Genomic DNA, 20,133 nt, shown 5'->3' on the forward strand with positions numbered 1-20,133 from the left:
GTTGGAATGAGTACATATCCGTTGCTGCGGTAACGGCTACTTAGGGTTCCGCTCTTACAGCGGGTCACTTTTGGAAGAGCGCCAAAAGTAACCAAAAACGCTTCGCCCCACCACTCGGCACCTCGCCTAGGCTCGGTGTGCCCGTAATCCGACAGTGATGTGGGGGGCCGCCGCCACGCGCCATCCATGGCGCGGGGCGGCTAAACCGGCATCCCTGCCGGTTTACCCCCCAAATCACTATCGAATTCCGGCCAGCGTGGTTTAACGGGGCGCCTGAGATCAAGATCAAGATCAAGATCAAGGGCGGCTCGCTTCGCATCGTGGTTAGCGTTGGCTGCTACACAGTTGTGTAGATACCCATGCTCATCGGGGGCAAGCCCCCTTCCACAGGGATCAGTTGCCGGTGGCACTGCCCTGGCTGCTGTCATCGCTCATGTCGTAGCCATCACCGTCACTGGTGCCGCTATCCCCTTCATTTTGATGCAGCACACCGCCGGTCTTCACCGTCGATTCACGCAGCGTCGAGTTGAGCGCCGAGCGCGGCAGCGGGTTGCTGGTGGTGGTCGACAGTTCCTGGCGGAACGGGTTGACCAGCTTGGCGTTCAGGCGAATATCCTGGGACGACGCGCCCACCGACAGGTTGAAGCTATCGGCATCCACCACCCATTGCTTGCTCGCTACGTCGTAGTAGGCCAGCGAGCGATCGTTGAGCTCGATGGTCACGCGCTTGCTCTCGCCCGGCTTGAGGAACACCTTCTTGTAGCCCTTGAGTTCCTTGATCGCGCGTTCGACTTTCGGGTTGTTCTGGCCCACGTACAACTCGGCCACTTCGGCGCCCGCGACCTTGCCGGTGTTGGCCAGGTCGAACGACACCTTGATCGGCGCACCGGCCACCGCCACCCCAGGGGTCACGCTGATGTTGCTGTAGCCGAAGGTGGTGTACGACAAGCCGTAGCCGAACGGGTAGAGCGGCTTGATGCCCTTTTTCTCGTAGCCGCGATAGCCCAGGAACAGGTCGTCCTTGTAGCTCATCTCGGCCAGGGTTTCCTGGTTGTCGAACTTGGGGAAGGTCGCGTAGATCGGGTTGTCTTCGATGTTGCGCTCTATGCTGATCGGCAGCTTGGCCGACGGGTTGACCTTGCCCAGCAGGATCTCCGCCAAGGCCTGGCCGCCGTTCTGCCCAGGGTAGAACGCATGCAGCGCAGCCGGTACCTGGTCGATCCAGTCGCTCATCTTCAGGCCGGTGCCGCCGTGCAGGGTGACCACGGTATTCGGGTTGACCTTGGCGATGCTCTGGATCAGCAGGTTCTGGTATTCGGGCAGGTCGAAGCTGTGGTCGAAGCCTTCGCCTTCGTACTCATTGCTGTTACCGGCCGCGACCAGTACCGCGTCGTACTTGGCCAGGTCCTGCGGTGCCACCAGCGACGCCCAGCTCATCTGCACACCGACGAGGCCGCCCATGGTCGACAGGTAGCCGTTGCGACGTGAATATTCCAGCTTGATGTCGACCGGTTTGCCGGCTTCCAGGTTGACCTTGGCAAACACCGGGATGGTCGGCGGAATGCTGTTGTTCGGCAGCGGTTTGCCGTCGCCGTTGTCGAGGACTTTCTTGCCGTTGACGTAGAGGCGCACGGCGCCGTCGGCACGCACCTTGAACACCTGCTCGCCGCTGACCGTCGGGGTGATCTGGCCGCTGTAGCGAATCGAGGTGGCGGCGGTATCGCCGTTCACCGGCAGGCTGTCGGTGGACCAGTCCAGGTCGACATGGGGGTCGGTGCGGCTGGCGGCCGGGTCGCCGGACCAGTTGGTGTTGCTGAAGAACTCGGTCTTCAGGCCTTTGACGCTGTTGCCATTGCTGTCGGCATGGGTCCAGGTCGAGGTGGCCGGGTCCAGGGACAGCCCGTCGATGAACTCGACCTTGGCGCCTGGCGCCAGTTGCTGCAAGCCGCTCAGCTCACTGATGTAGTTGGCGGCCATGACGTTGGCGCTGCCGAAACCGGTAGGCGGCGCGTACTTGGCCAGGGTGCCGACCACGGCGATGCGCTTGACTTTCCTGGCGTCCAGCGGCAGCAGGCTGTTCTGGTTTTTCAGCAGCACGATGCCTTCGCGGGCGGCGTTCAGGGCCACGCGGTTACTGGTGGCGCTGTTCATGTTGTGGCTGGTCAGCGGCGCCTTGCTGTCGAACTTGTACAGGTAGATCTGCTTGAGGATGCGGCGCACCTTGTCATCGATGGTCGCGCTGCTCAGCTCGCCGCTGTCCAGGTACGGCTTGAGGATGGTGCTGTTCATCTGGTAGCCCATCATGTCCAGGTCGGTACCCGCCTGTGCCGCCGGCAAACCGTCGACCACCGCGTTGTAGTCGCTCTGCACGAAGCCCGGGTAGCCCCATTCGGTCTTGAGGATGTCACGCATCAGGTGCTTGTTCTGGCACGCGAACTCGCCGTTCACCTTCTGGAAGGCGCACATCATCATCGCGACCTTGCTGTTCTTCGAGGCGGACTCGAACGGCGGCAGGGTCATCTCGCGCAGCACGCGTTCGCTGATGATTTCATTGAGGTGGAAGCGGTTGCTTTCCTGGTCGTTGGCGGCGAAATGCTTGGCATTGGCCCACACGCCACGGGACTGAATGCCGTTGATCACGGCCGGCGCCAGGCTGGCGCCGAGGAACGGGTCTTCACCGGACAGGTACTCGAACGCCCGGCCGCTGTACGGCATGCGGTACAGGTTCACGCCAGGGCCGGTGACGAACTGATAACCACCGCTGGCGGTGTCATAGCCCAGGGCGCGGCCCAGGTCGATGGCGCGCCGTGGGTTCCAGCTGGCGGCCAGGTTCGGCCCCGACGGGTAGACCACGCCCTGGGCGTTGCCTTCGCTGGTGTAGCGCACGCCCACGCCGCCATCGGCGCCGTGGATCTGCGGGATGCCGTACTGGGTCAGTGGCTTGACGTCCCAGCCACCGGTGCCGCCGATGTAGGCGAGTTTTTCTTCTAGGGTCATCTTCGCCAGGGTCTTGTCCGCGGCTTTTTCCGCGCGGCTGACCCGGCCTTCATCCAGGGCCGGGCTGGTGGCTGCATGCACCTGGGACACGGCCAGTGCCAGCAGGGCGAAAGCCGACTGTGCACCGATCATTTTGCGTTTATTCATGGGTCTCTCCGACAACAGTTCAGTAAACAGGGCGCGCCGAGAAGTGCGTATTGCACTGCACCTCGTCACTTTTTTTCGGGCAATAGTTGCCCGTGATCGCAATTTTTAACCGATGGCTAATTGCAACTATTTGGCGAATTTCGCAGTTTTATAAGTGTAATAATTGTATTAGTTATTGTTGTGGATAGTGTCTAAGCGATATCACGAGATGGCATTTTGAACCGCTAAAACCGCATAATTAAGGCAATTCTTGCGGTTATAAGTCAAACGAAAGCTAATTTTTGCGTGAAATAAGAAATATTTTCTTACCTTTCGGAACTAAGGCTAAACCTACCAGTCGATTGGTTTAAGAAAATTTGTCGAGTCGTGGCTAACTAGTGGCATTGCTCGGTAGTTCTAAAGTGCCATGTTTACACAAGCTGTCATACACAACGCTTTGGTGTAGGGTCTTGATCGAGTTCAAGGCGCCACTTGGGCTATCTGCTGTTTTTGATCTGGAGAAAGTTGATGAAGATTTCCCTGTTGGGTGCCGGTGTTGTATTGGGCGTTGCGCTAAGTGGCGCGGCGATGGCGGCCGAGTCCACGGACGCCGATGCGAAATCCGGCGCCGCCGATTCCACGGTGTTGACCCAGGCCCACGATGCCAAGGCCGTCAAAAAACAGAAGGCTGAAACCACCAAGGGTGGGCGGCCGCTGAGCCAATCTGCTACCTCTAAAACAGCGCCAACCAAGTAAGCCTGACCCCCTGTAGGAGCGAGCTTGCTCGCGAAAGTATTCCAAGCGCATCGCGGCGTCGGATGTACCTTTTTCGCGAGCAAGCTCGCTCCTACAGGGGGCTCATATAGCCCCTCAGATTTTTACCCATGCCCAGCCCTTCAACGCCCATCGATGCCTGCCAACTGCACATCCCGCACACCGAACAGGTCTGCGCGTGGCTGATGCAGCACGCCGGCTTGAAAACCGTTGACCTGGAGCGCGCCCGACGCTTGTCCCAGGAGGGCGGTGACACCGAATTACTGGGCCTGCTCACGCGCCTGGGGCTGGTCTCGGAAGTGGAGCTGGCCCGTGCCTGGGCCGATCTGCTCGGCGCACCGCTGCTGTTGGCCGATGCCGCGCCGCCGCTGCTGGACCCGCTACCGGTGTTGACCGAGCGTTTCATGCGCCACTACCAGGTGGTGCCCGTGGGCTGGAGCCAGGGCGGCCTGCGGGTGCTGGCGGCCAACCCGTCGCTGGTCTACCCGTTCCAGGCCATGGCCTATGCCTGTGGTGTGCCGGTGTGGCTGGCCGTGGGCCCGCGCAACGAAGTCGAAACCCTGATCGAGCGCTACTACGGCCAGGGCCGTTCGGCCATGGGCACCCTGATCGAAAACCTTGACGAGCAGGGCGGTGCCCTCGAAGACATCGAACACCTCAAGGACATGGCCTCCGAAGCGCCGGTGATTCGCCTGGTTAACCTGATCCTGCAGCGCGCGGTAGAACATCGCGCCTCGGACATTCATATCGAACCCTTCGAAAACCAGCTCAAGGTGCGCTACCGCATCGACGGCGTGCTGCACGACGCCGAGGCGCCGCCGTCCAGCTCTTCGGCAGCGGTCATTTCGCGGGTGAAGATCATGGCGCGCTTGGACATCGCCGAGCGGCGCCTGCCCCAGGACGGGCGCATCATGCTGCGCATCCAGGGCAAGGAGCTGGACTTGCGGGTGTCCACGGTGCCCACCAGTTTTGGCGAATCGGTGGTCATGCGTTTGCTCGACCGCCAGACCGTGCAGTTCGATTTCCAGAGCCTGGGCTTTGATGGCCAGCGCCTGGAAACCTTCCTCGAAGTGCTCGAACGGCCCCACGGCATCCTGCTCGTCACCGGGCCCACCGGCTCGGGCAAGACCACCACCCTCTACACCGCGCTGTCGCAGCTCAATACCGCCGAGCGCAAGATCATCACCGTCGAAGACCCGGTGGAATACCAGCTTGAGGGCATCAACCAGATCCAGGTCAAGCCGGCCATCGGCCTGGACTTCGCCGGCGCGCTGCGCTCCATCGTGCGCCAGGACCCGGACGTGATCATGATCGGTGAAATCCGCGACCTGGAAACCTGCCGCATCGCTATCCAGTCGTCCCTCACCGGCCACCTGGTGCTCTCGACCCTGCACACCAACAGTGCGGCGGCGAGTATCACGCGCTTGCTGGACATGGGTGTCGAAAGCTACCTGATTGCCTCGACCGTCAACGGCATCCTCGCCCAGCGCCTGGTGCGGCGCCTGGACCCGGCCACCCGCGAAGCCTTCGAAGCACCGGCGGAATTGATCGCCGAACACGGCCTCGACCGGTTTACCGAGCAGCGCCCGATCATGCTTTATCGCCCCCGCGCCGATGCGCCGGGCGGTGGTTACCACGGCCGCAGTGCGATCACTGAACTGCTGGTGATGAACGACGAACTGCGCAGCCTGTTGATGCGCCAGGCCGACGCCGCCACCCTCGAACAGGCCGCCCGCCGTGGCGGCCTGCGCACCTTGCATGAAGAGGGCCTGCGCCAGGCCGTGGCCGGTGTCACCTCACTTGAAGAAGTGCTGCGCGTCACCCGGGGAGAGGGCGCATGAGCCTGTTCAAATACCGCGCCCTCGACAGCCAGGGCCAGGCGCAGAACGGCACCCTCGAAGCCAAGGACCAGGATGCCGCCGTCGCCGCGCTGCACAAGCGCGGTTTGCTGCTGTTGCAGATCGAGGTGGCGGGCGCCCAGGGCCTGCGCAAGGCCTTTGGCCGGGGTCAGTTGAACGGCGCGGCGCTGGTCAGTTTCACTCAACAGTTGGCCACGCTATTGGGGGCTGGCCAGCCGCTGGAGCGCTCCCTGGGCATCCTGCTCAAGCAGCCCGGCCAGCCCCAGACCCGTGCGTTGATCGAGCGTATCCGCGAACAGGTCAAGGCCGGCCAGCCGTTATCCAAGGCGCTGGAGTCGGAGGGCAGCCAGTTCTCGCCGCTGTACTTGAGCATGGTCCGCGCCGGCGAGGCGGGCGGCGCCCTCGAAGACACCCTGCGCCAGCTCAGCGACTACCTGGAGCGCAGCCAGTTACTCCGGGGCGAAGTGATCAACGCACTGATCTACCCGGCCTTTCTGGTGGTCGGCGTGCTCGGTTCGCTGGCGTTGCTGCTGGCCTATGTGGTGCCGCAGTTCGTGCCGATCTTCAAGGACCTGGGCGTGCCGATTCCGCTGATCACCGAAGTGATCCTGGACCTCGGCCAATTCCTCGGGGCCTACGGCCTGGTGGTGCTGGCCGGGTTGATTGTCGGCGCCTGGGCCCTGGCCGCGCGCCTGCGCGATCCCCAGCGCCGCGAACGTTATGACCGCCGCGTGCTGGGCATCCGCATCATCGGCCCGTTGCTGCAACGGGTCGAAGCCGCCCGTTTGGCGCGCACCCTCGGCACGCTGCTGAGCAACGGTGTGGCGCTGCTGCAAGCGCTGGTGATTGCACGCCAGGTCTGCACCAACCGCGCCCTGCAAGCCCAGGTCGCCCAGGCCGCCGAGTCGGTCAAGGGCGGCGGCACCCTGGCCAGTGCCTTCGGCAGCGAGCCGCTGCTGCCCGACCTGGCGTTGCAAATGATTGAAGTCGGCGAACAGGCCGGCGAACTCGACAGCATGCTGCTCAAGGTCGCCGAGGTGTTCGACGTCGAAGCCAAACGCGGCATCGACCGCCTGCTCGCCGCGCTGGTGCCGTCCCTGACCGTGGTCATGGCGGTGCTGGTGGCGGTGATCATGCTGGCGATCATGCTGCCGCTGATGAGCCTGACCAGCAATATATGAACCCTTAAGGAAACACGCTGATGCGCCATACCCGATTCAAGCCCGCCCGCCGCCAGGGCGGTTTTACCTTGCTGGAAATGCTCGCCGTGATCGTGCTGCTGGGAATCGTCGCGACCATCGTGGTACGCCAGGTCGGCGGCAATGTGGACAAGGGCAAATACGGCGCGGGCAAGGCCCAGTTGGCCAGCCTGAGCATGAAGATCGAAAGCTACGGCCTGGACGTCGGTTCGCCGCCCAAGAGCCTGCAGCAACTGGTCGACAAACCGGGCAACAGCGCCGGTTGGGCCGGGCCGTATGCCAAGCCGTCGGACCTCAAGGACCCGTTCGGCCATGCCTTCGGCTATCGCTTCCCCGGTGAGCACGGTGCGTTCGACCTGATTTTCTACGGTCAGGACGGCCAGCCCGGCGGCGAAGGCTACAGCGCCGACCTGGGCAACTGGGAATAACCCACGACCATGGCCAACGCCCAACGCGGCTTTACCTTGCTGGAAATGCTGGTGGTGATCGTCTTGATCAGCATCGCGGCCGGGTTGGTAGGGTTTGGCCTGCAACAAGGCCTGCGTGCGGCCAAAGAGCGCCAGGCCGTCGGGCAGGTGGTCGAGGCGTTGCGCAGCACGCGGGCGCGGGCGATTGTCAGTGGCACCACCGAAAGCACGGTGTTCGATTTGCGCAACCTCAGTGTGCAGGCGCCGGGCCGTCCGAAAAAGTATTGGCCGGCCGGGCTGCAAGTGACCCTGCACACCGCCGAGCAAGCCGGCGCGGCGGTGGATTTCTACCCCGATGGCAGCTCCACCGGCGGCCACGTGTTGCTGGCCAACGGCAGTCGGCGTTGGCGCATCGACATCGGCTGGCTGACCGGCAGCGTCGAATCCAAGGCCCTGCCATGAAGCGCCAGGCGGGTTTCACCCTGCTGGAAATGCTCGCCGCGCTGACGCTGATGGCGATCTGTAGCACGGTGCTGCTGGTCGCCTTCGGCCAGAGCGCACGCTCGTTGTTGCAGGTGGCCCACAGCGACCGCCTGACCCATGCCGCCTTGAGTGTGATGGATCAGGAAGGCATGGGCCCTTTGGCCAGCGGCACACGCCAGGGCGAGTTGGACGGCATCGCCTGGCAACTGCGCATCGCCCAACAACCCAGCCGGATCGGCCAGGCCCATCTGTTTCGCCTGGACCTCACCGTCAGCGAAGGCCCGCGCCAGGCCCGTTTCAGCACCTTGAAACTGCGCGCTGCCGGCGTCGGGGCCGGCTTGTGAAGGCGCGTCAGCAGGGCTTTACCTTGCTTGAGATCATGATCGTACTGAGCCTGCTCGGGGTGTTGCTGACCCTGGTCGGCGGGGCGTTGCTGGGCGCCAATCGCGCCGTGCTCAAGGCCCAGCGCTACACGGTCAGCCTGGATGAAATGCGCGCCGCGCAGCAGTTTTTGCGCACCGCCATCAGCGAGGCGTTGCCGCTGGATGTGACCGAGGACGACAGCCAGACCGATGGCTTTTTTGCCGGTGGGCCCCAGCGCATGCAGTTTGTCGCGACCTTGCCGGGTGTACTCGGTGGCGGGATTCAGCGCTTCACCTTGCAGTTGGTGGGCCCTGAATCGCAGCGCGATTTGCAGGTGGCGTTCGCGCGGTTTGAGTCTGAGGCACAGGTGAGTGTTCCGGCCTCGCGCAGTGAGCCGCAGGTGTTGTTGAAGGATGTCGAGGACCTGCAATTCAGCTATCGCGGGGTGTCGCCCAAGGGCCAGGCCACCGGCTGGATCAGTGAGTGGCCGTGGACCAAACGCCTGCCTTACGCAGTGCGGATTGACGCACGGGTGAACGGGCCGGTGCCGTGGGTAACCCAGGTGGTTGCCCTGCGCCTGAACCTGTCCGGCGGGGCACCCGAATGATCCGCCATCAACGCGGTGTGGCCCTGCTGCTGGTGCTGTGGGTGCTGGCCTTGCTCAGCCTGTTGCTCGGCGGTTTGGCCGGCTGGGTGCAACTGGAAACCCGCCAGGCCGCCTGGCACCGCCAGCACACCCAGGCGGTGCTGGCGGCCGAGGCCGGGGTGGCGTTGGCGATGCAGGCCGTCGCCGACCCATTGCAGCGCAAGCAGTGGATTGCCGACGGGCGTGAAATTCCGCTGGTGTTCGACGATGCGCAGCTGCGCGTCAGCCTGCACAGCGAGCGCGGCAAGTTGTATTTGAACAGCGCCGAGGTGGGTGATTTTGCCCGCCTGGCCCTGGCCTGCGGTGCGACCCAGGCCCAGGCCAACCACCTCGCCAGGGCCCTGGAAGTACGGCGCAACCAGGGCCTGGCGCCGTTTCGGGTGGTGGAAGAGGTGCGCCAACTGCCGGGCATGACCCAGGCGCTGTACAGCGAGCTGGTGCCCGAGATCAGCTTGTGGAGCGGCCTGGACCGGCCCGATCCGGCATTCGCCAGTGCCTTGATGCGCCGCGCACTGAACCTGCCGCACCAGAATGCGGTGGGTGCCGATCCCGGCGACGTGCTGGTGGTCAGCAGCCGCGCCCAACGCCCCGGCGGTTACCACGCCCAGGTGCAGGCCACCGTGTTATTGAGCCCCGCGCAAGGCAGCGCACAACCTTATCGAGTCTTACGTTGGCAAGAATGAACGAACAGTTAACCGCACGGCTTCAGGCGCTGGCGCAGCCCATCACCCAGCGCTGGCGCGGCAGCCTGCTGCAACTGGGCTGGCGCCTGTGGCTCAAGGAGCTGCGTGGCTGCCTGCCGGCATGGTTGTCATTTGCCGAGATCCCCGAGCATGCCTACGCCTGGCCGCTGACCGCGCCGGTCGAAAAGCTGCCCGGCGAAGCGCGTCAGGTGTTGGTGCTGCCGCCTGAAACGGTGTTGGTGCAAACCCTGCAACTGCCCCCGGCGGCAGCGCGCAACCTGTCGACGGTGGTGGGCTATGAACTGGACCGCTTCACGCCGTTCGACGCCGCCCAGTTGTACTTTGTTGCGCGCCAGGAGCGCCGTACCCCTACGCACTTGCACGTCACGCTGGTGGCGATCCTGCGGGAGCGCCTCGACCAGATCCTCAATGACTGCGCGGCCCTCGGCTTGCAGCCCCATGCCGTGGATGTCGCCGATAGCGCAGGCAAACCCATGGGCATCGACTTGCTGCCGGCGCCGTTGCGTCCCCGTCAGCGCCCCCAGGGCAAGGGCCTGCAACGCAGCCTGCCGTGGTTGTGCGGGGCCTTGCTGATTGCGGCGATGCTGCTGTGGCTCAACGACCGCCAGCGCGTGCTCGATGCCATGCAACACAGTGTGCGCGAGCAGAAAGCCCAGGTCGCCGAGATCCAGGCCCTGCGCCAGCAATTGCTCAATACCCGTGGCGCCGCCCAGTACCTGATTCGCCGCAAGGCCGCCCAACCGCCGTTGGCGGCGCTGCTCAACGAGCTGACCGCGTGCCTGCCCTCGGACACCTGGCTCGACCAGTTGGAAGTCAACGACGGCGCCGAGGTGTCCTTCTCCGGGCAGAGCGCCAAGGCCAGTGCCCTGATCACCCGGATCAAGGGCTGCCACAGCCTGGAAAACGCCCAGTTCGAAGGGGTGATCCAACCCGATGCGCAAACCGGCAAGGATCAATTTTCCTTGCGCGCCCACCTGCACCAGGAGGCCGCCGATGCGCCGACCACTGACACCCCGTGAACGCCGTGGCGCCGCCCTGATCGCCCTGGCCCTGGTGCTCGGCGCCGGTTACTGGCTGTTGATCGACAGCTGGTTCGCCGGCCCCTTGCGCGCCATGGGCGAGCAGGCCGAGCAACTGCGTGAACAGCAGCAACGCTACGCCGGCGTGTTGCGTCAGGGCGACAGCCTGCGCCAACAGTTGGAACAGGCGCGGCAGGACCCGGCCAGCAGCACCAGCCTGTTGCCCGGCGACGACCCAAGCGCGGTGGCGGCGGACCTGATGCAGCGCATCGCCGACCTGATCAACAGCCGCGCCGGCCTCGGTGGCGGTTGCAGCCTGACCCAGCGCATGCCCATCACCCCGGAGCAGGACGACGCCGAGCCCTATCGGCAGGTCAAGGTCAGCCTGACCCTCAACTGCGCCATCGAACCCTTGACCGCGATCCTGCATGAGCTGGAGTACCAGCGGCCGTTTCTGTTCGTCGATGAAATGAGCATTCGTCGCCCACCGAACGCACCGGCCAGTGGCGGCGCCGGGCAACTGGTGGTGCACCTGTTGGTGCGCGGTTACCTGCAACCGGCCGCCGCCCGGCAGGTGCAGCGATGATCCATGCATTGCGTCCCCTGGAATGGCTGTTGCTCGGCGTCGCCGGGCTGCTGGGCCTGCTGATGGTCGGCATCCTCAGCAGCATCGGCGATGCGCCGCAGTGGTTGCCGGCGCCAGAGCCCGATGCGCGCGCCAACACCGCCGCCAAGGTGCTGGTGGCGCCGAGCGCGACCCTCGAAAGCCTGGCCGGCACCTGGCAGGCGCCGCTGTTCAGCCCCGACCGCAGCCCCGACCGTGCGGTGGGCCAGGCCGGTGTTTCCAGCCTGTCGAGCCTGGTGCTGACCGGGATCGTCCTCGACGGCGACCTGCGCGTGGCGCTGCTCAAGCGTGCCGATGGCCCGCCGCTCAAAGTCCACCAGGGCCAGACCCTGCCCAATGGCTGGCGCCTGGAACAGCTGACGCCCCGCGATGCCCGCTTTGTCCTCGACGGCCGTACGCAAACCCTGAGCCTGCGGGCCCTGCGTTTGCCGCCGCCGTCCACCACACCCCCGATTACCCTTCCTCACGAGTCCACCCCTTGATCGATACCTTCCCTGGCGCCTTGCGCACCACCGTGTTCTGCCTGGCCACCGCCGTTTCCCTCGGTGGCTGCGGCACCTTCCCCGAGCATCTCGACCCGGACGAGGCCCTGTTGCATGAGGCGATGCAGGGCACCGGTTCGCAACGCCCACCCGTGGACCCGGCCAGCGAACAGGCGCCGGTCGACAGCGGCCAACCCCAGGCGAAGACTCCGCCCCAGCGCCAGTTGATACGCGGCAACCAGCAGTTCGTGCGCCAACCGACGGCGGTCTCGGCCGCCAAGGAAGAGGGCAGCGGCGACATCGTGTTCAACTTCGCCGACCAGCCCATCGAAGCGGTGATCAACAGCGTGATGGGCGACCTGCTGCACGAGAACTACAGCATCGCCCAGGGCGTGAAGGGCAATGTCAGCTTTTCCACGTCCAAGCCGGTGAACAAACAGCAGGCCTTGTCGATCCTGGAGACCCTGTTGTCGTGGACCGACAACGCCATGATCAAACAGGGCAACCGCTATGTGATCCTGCCGGCCAACCAGGCGGTGGCGGGCAAGCTGGTGCCGGAGATGCGCGTGTCGCAGCCCTCCAGCGGTTTGTCGGCACGCCTGTTTCCGTTGCGTTATATCTCGGCCACCGAGATGCAGAAACTGCTCAAGCCGTTCGCCCGCGAGAATGCGTTCCTGCTGGTGGACCCGGCGCGCAATGTGTTGAGCCTGGCCGGCACCCCCGAGGAACTGGCCAACTACCAGGACACCATCGACACCTTCGACGTGGACTGGCTCAAGGGCATGTCGGTGGGCGTGTTCGGCCTGCAACGGGCGTCGGTGGCCGAGCTGATGCCCGAGCTGCAAAAAATGTTCGGCCCCGACAGCGGCATGCCCCTGGCCGGCATGGTGCGCTTCTTGCCCATCGAGCGGACCAACTCGGTGGTGGCGATCTCGTCGCAGCCGCAGTACCTCAGTGAAGTTGGCGACTGGATCCACACCATCGACGAAGGCGGCGGCAACGAGCCGCAGATGTACGTCTACGACGTGCGCAACATGAAGGCCACCGACCTGGCCAAGTACCTGCGCCAGATCTACGGCACGGGCGCGATCAAGGACGACACCCCGGCCAAGGTCGCCCCCGGTTTGCGCACCGCGACCTTGTCCTCGCCGGGCACCAACAGCACCTCCGGCAGCACGCCCGGTGGCCTGAGCAACAACCTCAATGGCAACCCACCCGCCGCAGAGGATGAGGAGCAGGAGCCCGAGGCCGAGCAGGACACCGCTGAGCAGGGCGCGACTGAAGACGCCCCGGCCAAAAGCCTCGACGCCGGCACCCGTATCACCGCGCAGAAAAGCAGTAACCAACTGCTGGTCCGCACCCGCCCGGTGCAGTGGAAAGAGATCGAATCGGCGATCAAACGCCTCGACAATCCACCGCTGCAGGTGCAGATCGAAACGCGCATCCTCGAGGTCAAGCTCACCGGCGAACTGGACCTGGGCGTGCAGTGGTATCTCGGTCGCCTGGCGGGCAATTCCACCAGCACCACCGTGGCCAACACCGCCGGCAGCCAAGGCGCGTTGGGCGGCGGCGGTGCAGGGTTGGGCGCGACGGATTCGTTGTTCTACTCCTTCGTCAGCTCCAACCTGCAAGTGGCCCTGCACGCCCTCGAAACCAACGGCCGCACCCAGGTGCTGTCGGCGCCGTCGCTGGTGGTGATGAACAACCAACCGGCGCAGATCCAGGTGGGCGACAACATCCCGATCAGCCAGACCACGGTCAACACCGGCACCTCCGACACCACCTTGAGCAGTGTTGAATACGTGCAGACCGGGGTGATCCTCGACGTCGTGCCACGCATCAATCCGGGTGGTTTGGTGTACATGGACATCCAGCAGCAGGTCAGCGATGCCCAGGACCAGCAGGCGTCCAGCAACGACACCCAGGCCAACCCACGTATCTCCACGCGCTCGGTATCGACCCAGGTCGCGGTGCAGAGCGGGCAGACGGTGTTGCTGGGCGGGTTGATCAAGCAGGACAACGCGGAGAGTGTCAGTGCGGTGCCTTACCTTGGGAAAATTCCGGGGTTGCGCTGGTTGTTTGGCAATACCAGCAAGTCCAAGGACCGTACGGAATTGATTGTGCTGATTACCCCGAGGGTGATTACCAGCAGCAGCCAGGCGCGGCAGGTGACGGATGACTATCGCCAGCAGATGCAGTTGTTGAAGCCGGCTAACTGAAATGTGGGAGGGGCGGTGCGACGATTCGACTTGCCCCCGATGGCGGCCTCTGGGCCGACCATTTTTTTGGATTGGACCGGGTACATATCCGTTGCTGCGGTAACGGCCGCCATGGGTTCCGCCCTTACGGCGGCTCACTTTTGAACAGCGCAAAAGTAAGCAAAACGCTTCGCCCCACCACTCGGCACCTCGCCTAGGCTCGGTGTGCCCGTAATCCGACAGTGATGTGGGGGGCCGCCGCCACGCGCCATCCATGGCGCGGGGCGGCTAAACCGGCATCCCTGCCGGTTTACCCCCCAAATCACTATCGAATTCCGGCCAGCGTGGTTTAACGGGGCGCCTGAGATCAAGATCTAAAGCAAGATCAAGGGCGGCTCGCTTCGCATCGTGGTTACCGTTGGTTAATACAACGTTGTGTAGATACCCATACTCATCGGGGCATAGGTATCTACACAATTTTCAGAGACTGGCGAGTTCCCCTGTGGCGAGCGGGCTTGTCCCGCGTTGGGCTGCGTAGCAGCCCCAGTAAAGCTGAATGTGGTGTATCAGAAACTCCATAGCAGCTGTTTTGGGGCCGCTACGCGGCCCAACGCGGGACAAGCCCGCTCGCCACAGGGAGATTTATCAGAGGCTGAAAAGTTGTGTAGATATCCATGCCCCGATGCGGGAGTGTCAGTTGATGCATCTGTAGCTGACCCACTGCCATCGGGGGCAAGTCGAACCGTCGCACCGCCCCTCCCACATTTGGATTTGCATACCTCAGGTAGACCTCGGCCTGAGCTAAAGGCCAATCTCAAAAAGACATTATTTATATGAATAAAAAAACTAAAAAATAATAAAATTAGAGAATATTAGCTTATATCAAAACAGCATTATATTTTCAAAACCCATTCCGTTATGTTTGATCGCAACAGCCTACCCCTGACCTCGGATGGTACCCAGCGTAATCAAGATTCTGCGCGCCATAACCGGGTGATCATCCCCGCAGCAGAATCGTTGGAAGGGAGTTCAACGTATGTTGCCAATTCAAAACCAGCGCAACACCTAGTCCCCAATCGCCGCAACCCCCCTGAAAAAAATCGAGCACCGCGCCCGCCCGCGTGACTGCCCGACTTCGCGATTTGGAATGTCTGGAGTGGCTATGAAGCAAGTCTTACAACCGACCGCCATCCTGGCGCTGGCGATCCTGGCCAACACCGCCCGGGCCCAGGACGACAGCACCCTGTCCACCGTGGTGGTCACCGGTAACCGTGGCGCCGAACAACGCACGGTCACCAGCAGCCCGGTGCCGATCGATGTGGTCAGCGCCAAGCAACTCCAAAGCACCGGCAAGCCCGGTTTGATGGAGGCCTTGAGCGCGGTGATCCCGTCGCTGACCCTGCCGGAAAAAACCGGTTGGGACGCCAGCGGCATCGCCCGTGCGCCGAACCTGCGCGGCATGAGTGCCGCCGAAGTGCTGGTGCTGGTCAATGGTAAGCGCCGCCACACTGCGGCCACCCTGAACATCAACGGCATCAACACCGGCGCCGCGCCGGCCGATCTGGATTTGATCCCGATCAGCGCCATCGACCACGTCGAAGTCCTGCGCGATGGGGCCGCCGCTCAGTACGGCTCCGATGCCATCGCCGGGGTCATCAACGTGATCCTCAAGGCCGACACCAGCGGCACCTCGGTGACTAATGTCGGCCAGGGTTACGACGGCAAGAAACAGACCGTGCAGCAAAGCCTCAACAAGGGCTTCGAGATCGGCAACGGCGGCATCGTGCAGTTGGCCCTGGACGCACGCAGTCAGAACGACGACAACAAGGCCAGTGCCAACGGCTACACCTACGCCCAGGCCTTTGAGCAGGCCGGCCGCTCCACCTATGGCGGCTACGGCACACCGAAGACCAACCTGCTGACCCTGGGCTACAACGCCGAATTGCCGATCGACGACAGCTTCAGCCTGTATTCCTTTACCACCTATTCGCGGCGCAAGGCCGAGCAGGGCCAGAACTTCCGCCTGCCGACCATCACCAACACCATCACCACCGGGCCTAACGGTTACCCCGGCGGCTACACGCCGACCTGGTATATCGACGAGGACGACTTCCAGGCCGCATTCGGCGGTAAAGGCACCGTCGGCGAGTGGGACTGGGACTTGTCCAGCACCTACGGGCGCAACGAGGCGGAGCAGGGCACCACCCATAACCAGAACCCGTCCCTGGGCGAGGCCACGCCGAACAGCTTCACCTCCGGCACCTGGATTTCCACCGAACTGACCACCAACCTCGATTTCAAGCGCGGCTTCGACATCGGCCTGCAAAAGCCGCTGGACCTGAGCTACGGTTTCGAACATCGCCGCGACACCTATGAGGTGCAGGCCGGTGACTATGAGTCCTATGCCAACGGCGGCTACTGCGTGGCACCGGGTAACTGTGCGTCGTCCGGGGCCCAGGTCACCAACGGCATCTCCCCGGATGAAGAAAGCAGCGCCTCGCGCAACAGCCTCGCCAGTTACGTCGACGTGGGCTTCAACCCGGTGCCGGACTGGTACGTGGGCACCGCGTTTCGCTACGAGCATTACAACCAGGGCGTGGGCGCTACCCGCAGCGGCAAGCTGACCACCCGCTACGACTTCACCCCGCAATTCGCCGTGCGCGCCACCGTGAGCAATGGCTTCCGTGCGCCGTCCCTGGCCAACAGCCTGTTCAGTGCGCGGTCCACCACCTATGGCGTGGTCGACGGCGTGTACCAGTCGATCAACTACGGCGTGCTGCCGGTAGGTTCGGCCGCCGCCCAGGCCTTGGGTGCGCAGGAACTGAAACCCGAGCGTTCCACCAACTTCAGCCTGGGTTTCACGCTGACCCCCACCGATCGCCTGAGCTTCACCGCCGACGCCTACGTGATCAACCTGCGCGATCGCATCACCCTCACCGGCACCTTGCTCGGCCCGGAGATCACCCAGGTGCTGCAAGGCAATGGCATCACCTCCACCTCCGGCGGCCAGTACTTCATCAACGGCGCCGACACCCGCACCAAAGGCCTGGACCTGGTCAGCAACTACAGCCAGGACCTGGGTCCCTATGGTGCGCTGAAATGGACCGCCGCGTTCAACTGGAACCAGACCAGAATCCTCAACTACAAGGAATCCACCACGATCCTGGGCACGGCCTATGACCTGATGGACCGCCAGGCACGCAACCTGATCACCGGCGTGCAGCCCAGCACCAAGCTGATCCTCGGTGGCGACTGGAGCATCGAGCGCTTCAACCTCAACCTGGCCCTGACCCGCTACGGCTCCTACAAAGAGGTCAACGTCTCTGCCGACCGCAGCCTCGACCGGGTCTACAGCGCCAAGTGGATCACCGACCTCGACCTTGGCTACAACCTCACCAAAGACCTCAACGTGGCCATCGGCGCCAAGAACCTGTTCGACGTCTACCCGAAAAAACAAGGTGTACCGAGCAGCACCATGGTCAGCAGCTACGGCACCTATTCGCCCTACGGTTTTACCGGCGGGTACTACTACACCCGCTTGACCTATGCCTTTTAGGCCGAGGAATACACCATGCCCATCGTTGCCAAATCCTATGACCTGATTGACACGCCCGGCGCGCTGCGCCAAGCCCGAGTGTCCACCCCGATCAAAGCCCTGCAGGTGGTGCCCGCGCGACACCCCTGGCGCTGGGCCGGGTCGATCTTTGCCGCGCTGGTGCTGCTCGCCATTGGGCATTCCCTGGCCACCAACCCGCGCTGGGAGTGGGGCGTGTTCGGCCAGTGGTTCTTCTCGCCGTCGGTGCTGCGTGGCCTCGGCCAGACCCTGTTACTGACGCTGCTGAGCACGGTGTTCAGCGCCATCCTCGGCACTGCGCTGGCGTTGGCGCGGCTGTCGGGCTCGCCGCTGCTAGCGGCGCTGGCCTGGGGTTACATCTGGTTTTTCCGCTCGATGCCGGCGCTGCTGGTGCTGATCATCCTCTACAACTTCGCCTACCTGTACGACCACATCGTCCTCGGTGTGCCGTTCACCGGCGTAGTGTTCGCCGAGTGGTCGACGGTGGACGTGCTCAGCCAATTCACCGTGGCCGTACTGGGCCTGAGCCTGATGCAGGCGGCGTACGCGGCGGAGATCATTCGCGGCGGCCTGATCGGTGTGGATGCCGGCCAGCATGAAGCGGCGGCGGCCCTGGGCCTGCCGGCCTCGCGGCGCATCTTCCGGATCATCCTGCCCCAGGCGCTGCGCTCGATCCTGCCGTCGGGGTTCAATGAAATCATCGGCCTGGTCAAGGGCACCTCCATCGTCTACGTGCTGGCGCTGCCGGAGCTGTTCTACACCGTGCAGGTCATCTACAACCGCACCCAGGCGGTGATCCCGTTGCTGATCGTCGCCACCGTCTGGTACCTGATCATCACCACCGTGCTCACCAGCGCCCAGTACTACGTCGAGCGGCATTTCGCCCGGGGTACGGCCAGGGTGCTGCCGCCTACGCCGTGGCAACGCGTGCGCCGCTGGCTGAAGGAGAACACCCATGAGTGAAGCCCGCGCCGGCCGTATCCAGATCCAGGGCGTGGGCAAGCGCTTTGGCAATCAACAGGTGTTGAAAGACATCGACCTGACCATCGATCCAGGCAAGGTCACGGTGATTCTCGGGCCGTCCGGCTCGGGCAAGTCCACCTTGCTGCGCACCATCAACCACCTGGAAAAGATCGACAGCGGGCACATCACCATCGACGGTGAATACGTCGGCTATCGACGCAAGGGCGACCTGCTTTACGAGCTCAAGGAACGCGAGATTCTCAAGCGCCGTATCGACGTCGGTTTTGTGTTCCAGAACTTCAACCTGTTCCCGCACCTCACCGCCTGGGAAAACGTCGCCGAGGCGCCGCTGGCGCACAAGCGCTGGAGCAAGGCCGACGCCCAGGCCAAGGCCACCGCACTGTTGGCCAAGGTTGGCCTGGCGGACAAGGTCGATGCCTACCCACGCCAGCTTTCCGGCGGCCAGCAACAGCGCGTCGCCATTGCCCGCGCACTGGCGCTGGACCCCAAGGTGCTGCTGTTCGATGAACCCACTTCAGCCCTCGACCCGGAACTGGTGGGCGAAGTGCTCGACGTGATCAAGGGCCTGACCCAGCTGGGCGTGACCCTGGTGATCGTCACCCACGAAATCGGTTTTGCCCGCGAAGTGGCCGACCACGTGGTGTTTCTCTGCGACGGCGAGTTGATCGAAGAGGGCCCGCCCGAACAGATTTTCCGCCAACCCCGGCATCCCCGCACCGTGGCCTTTCTCGGCAAGGTGCTTTAGTTCAAGGAGTGACTGCCCATGTTCATCAACACCACCCGTGTGGCCCTGCTGGCACTGGCCGTCAGTGCTGCGCAAAGCGCATTCGCCGTGCAACAGGTCGACCTCAGCCCCGACCGCCCGCGCATCCATGTGCCGCGTAACGAAGCGGCGATTGCGCAGATCCCGCCGGGCTTCAAGTTCGCCCAACCGGGCAAGTTCACCGTGGCCGTGTCCGGCGTGGCCGGGCCGCCCCTGGCGCTGCTGGCCAGCGACGACAAGACCACCATCGGCAGTGAAGCCGACACCGCGCAACTGGTGGCCGACAGCCTCGGCCTGCAACTCAATGTGGTGCAGACCAGCTGGGAAGACTGGCCCCTGGGCGTCAGCTCGGGCAAGTACGACGCGGTGATCAGCAACGTCACCGTGACCGAGGCGCGCAAGAAGCGCTTTGACTTCGCCACCTATCGCCAGGATGTGCTCGGCTTCTACGTCAAGACCACCAGCAAGATCAGCGAGATCAAGCAGGCAGCCGATATTGCCGGGCTGAAGATCATCGTCGGCTCCGGCACCAACCAGGAAAAAGTCCTGCTGGCCTGGAACGAGGCCAACGAAAAGGCCGGTCTCAAGCCAGCGCTGTTGCAGTACTTCGACGACCAGGCCGCCGCGCAACTGGCGGTGCAGTCGGGGCGCAGCGATGCGCTGTTCGGGCCCAACTCGGTGTACGCCTATTCGGCGGCGATTACCGGCGGCATCAAGCGCGTCGGTACGGTGAACGGTGGCTGGCCATTGCAGGCGGACATTGCCGTGACCACCCGCAAGGACAACGGCCTGGTCAAGCCGATCCACACCGCCCTGGAAGGCGCGATTGCCGGCGGCCAGTACGCGCAGGTGCTGCAACGCTGGGGCCTGGATGTGGAACGTGTCGACAAGTCGCTGATCAACCCACCGGGCCTGCCGGATTAAGGAGCA

The 20,133-nt window shown here is 63.7% G+C and carries 17 protein-coding genes; 16 read left to right on the forward strand and 1 reads right to left on the reverse strand.

Annotation, left to right across the window (positions count from 1 at the left end):
- Window positions 1–393: 393 nt before the first annotated feature.
- Window positions 394–3,144 (reverse strand): beta-glucosidase, encoded by a 2,751-nt coding sequence (locus AC07OT_RS13185; protein ID WP_495108250.1) that lies wholly within the window; start codon window positions 3,142–3,144, stop codon window positions 394–396.
- A gap of 507 nt (window positions 3,145–3,651) precedes the next feature.
- Between AC07OT_RS13185 and AC07OT_RS13190 the strand changes: the two genes are divergently transcribed.
- The 16 genes from AC07OT_RS13190 to AC07OT_RS13265 all read left to right on the forward strand — a co-directional run bounded on the left by AC07OT_RS13190 (window position 3,652) and on the right by AC07OT_RS13265 (window position 20,127).
- The gene (locus AC07OT_RS13190; RefSeq protein ID WP_065927288.1) at window positions 3,652–3,879 is read left to right on the forward strand and encodes a hypothetical protein; all 228 of its coding nucleotides are present in this window, start codon (window positions 3,652–3,654) and stop codon (window positions 3,877–3,879) included.
- A gap of 128 nt (window positions 3,880–4,007) precedes the next feature.
- The gene (gspE, locus tag AC07OT_RS13195; RefSeq protein ID WP_495108251.1) at window positions 4,008–5,738 is read left to right on the forward strand and encodes a type II secretion system ATPase GspE; all 1,731 of its coding nucleotides are present in this window, start codon (window positions 4,008–4,010) and stop codon (window positions 5,736–5,738) included.
- The gene (gene gspF / locus AC07OT_RS13200) at window positions 5,735–6,937 is read left to right on the forward strand and encodes a type II secretion system inner membrane protein GspF (protein WP_495108252.1); all 1,203 of its coding nucleotides are present in this window, start codon (window positions 5,735–5,737) and stop codon (window positions 6,935–6,937) included. The genes gspE and gspF overlap by 4 nt, the downstream gene beginning before the upstream one ends.
- 20 nt (window positions 6,938–6,957) lie before the next feature.
- A complete protein-coding gene (gene gspG / locus AC07OT_RS13205; protein WP_027607415.1) occupies window positions 6,958–7,383 on the forward strand; it encodes a type II secretion system major pseudopilin GspG in 426 nt (141 codons plus the stop codon).
- Window positions 7,384–7,392: 9 nt separating this feature from the next.
- Window positions 7,393–7,824: a type II secretion system protein gene (locus tag AC07OT_RS13210; RefSeq protein WP_027607416.1), complete on the forward strand. Its 432-nt coding sequence runs from the start codon at window positions 7,393–7,395 to the stop codon at window positions 7,822–7,824.
- Complete coding sequence (locus tag AC07OT_RS13215) at window positions 7,821–8,189, forward strand: type II secretion system protein (protein WP_092354855.1); 369 nt, start codon at window positions 7,821–7,823, stop codon at window positions 8,187–8,189. The genes AC07OT_RS13210 and AC07OT_RS13215 overlap by 4 nt, the downstream gene beginning before the upstream one ends.
- Window positions 8,186–8,815, forward strand: coding sequence for a type II secretion system protein GspJ (locus AC07OT_RS13220; protein WP_495108253.1), 630 nt, complete (start codon window positions 8,186–8,188; stop codon window positions 8,813–8,815). The genes AC07OT_RS13215 and AC07OT_RS13220 overlap by 4 nt, the downstream gene beginning before the upstream one ends.
- Window positions 8,812–9,537, forward strand: a complete 726-nt coding sequence (locus AC07OT_RS13225; RefSeq protein WP_043293746.1) for a hypothetical protein — start codon at window positions 8,812–8,814, stop codon at window positions 9,535–9,537. Before AC07OT_RS13220 ends, AC07OT_RS13225 begins: the two co-directional genes overlap by 4 nt.
- The gene (locus tag AC07OT_RS13230) at window positions 9,534–10,577 is read left to right on the forward strand and encodes a PilN domain-containing protein (RefSeq protein WP_495108254.1); all 1,044 of its coding nucleotides are present in this window, start codon (window positions 9,534–9,536) and stop codon (window positions 10,575–10,577) included. The genes AC07OT_RS13225 and AC07OT_RS13230 overlap by 4 nt, the downstream gene beginning before the upstream one ends.
- Window positions 10,552–11,163, forward strand: coding sequence for a type II secretion system protein GspM (gene gspM / locus AC07OT_RS13235; RefSeq protein WP_065940309.1), 612 nt, complete (start codon window positions 10,552–10,554; stop codon window positions 11,161–11,163). Before AC07OT_RS13230 ends, gspM begins: the two co-directional genes overlap by 26 nt.
- A complete protein-coding gene (locus AC07OT_RS13240) occupies window positions 11,160–11,684 on the forward strand; it encodes a type II secretion system protein, XpsN-like (RefSeq protein WP_115486964.1) in 525 nt (174 codons plus the stop codon). The genes gspM and AC07OT_RS13240 overlap by 4 nt, the downstream gene beginning before the upstream one ends.
- On the forward strand, window positions 11,681–13,903 hold the full coding sequence (gspD, locus tag AC07OT_RS13245) for a type II secretion system secretin GspD (protein WP_141155550.1): 2,223 nt from the start codon (window positions 11,681–11,683) through the stop codon (window positions 13,901–13,903). The genes AC07OT_RS13240 and gspD overlap by 4 nt, the downstream gene beginning before the upstream one ends.
- 1,141 nt (window positions 13,904–15,044) lie before the next feature.
- The gene (locus AC07OT_RS13250) at window positions 15,045–17,438 is read left to right on the forward strand and encodes a TonB-dependent receptor plug domain-containing protein (RefSeq protein WP_141155549.1); all 2,394 of its coding nucleotides are present in this window, start codon (window positions 15,045–15,047) and stop codon (window positions 17,436–17,438) included.
- A gap of 15 nt (window positions 17,439–17,453) precedes the next feature.
- On the forward strand, window positions 17,454–18,419 hold the full coding sequence (locus tag AC07OT_RS13255; protein ID WP_141155548.1) for an amino acid ABC transporter permease: 966 nt from the start codon (window positions 17,454–17,456) through the stop codon (window positions 18,417–18,419).
- Complete coding sequence (locus AC07OT_RS13260; RefSeq protein WP_065927298.1) at window positions 18,412–19,185, forward strand: amino acid ABC transporter ATP-binding protein; 774 nt, start codon at window positions 18,412–18,414, stop codon at window positions 19,183–19,185. Before AC07OT_RS13255 ends, AC07OT_RS13260 begins: the two co-directional genes overlap by 8 nt.
- Before the next feature lie 18 nt (window positions 19,186–19,203).
- On the forward strand, window positions 19,204–20,127 hold the full coding sequence (locus AC07OT_RS13265) for an ABC transporter substrate-binding protein (RefSeq protein WP_115486969.1): 924 nt from the start codon (window positions 19,204–19,206) through the stop codon (window positions 20,125–20,127).
- The last annotated feature ends 6 nt before the right edge of the window (window positions 20,128–20,133 follow it).

The organism is Pseudomonas sp. GW821-FHT09C10, assembly GCF_059418085.1.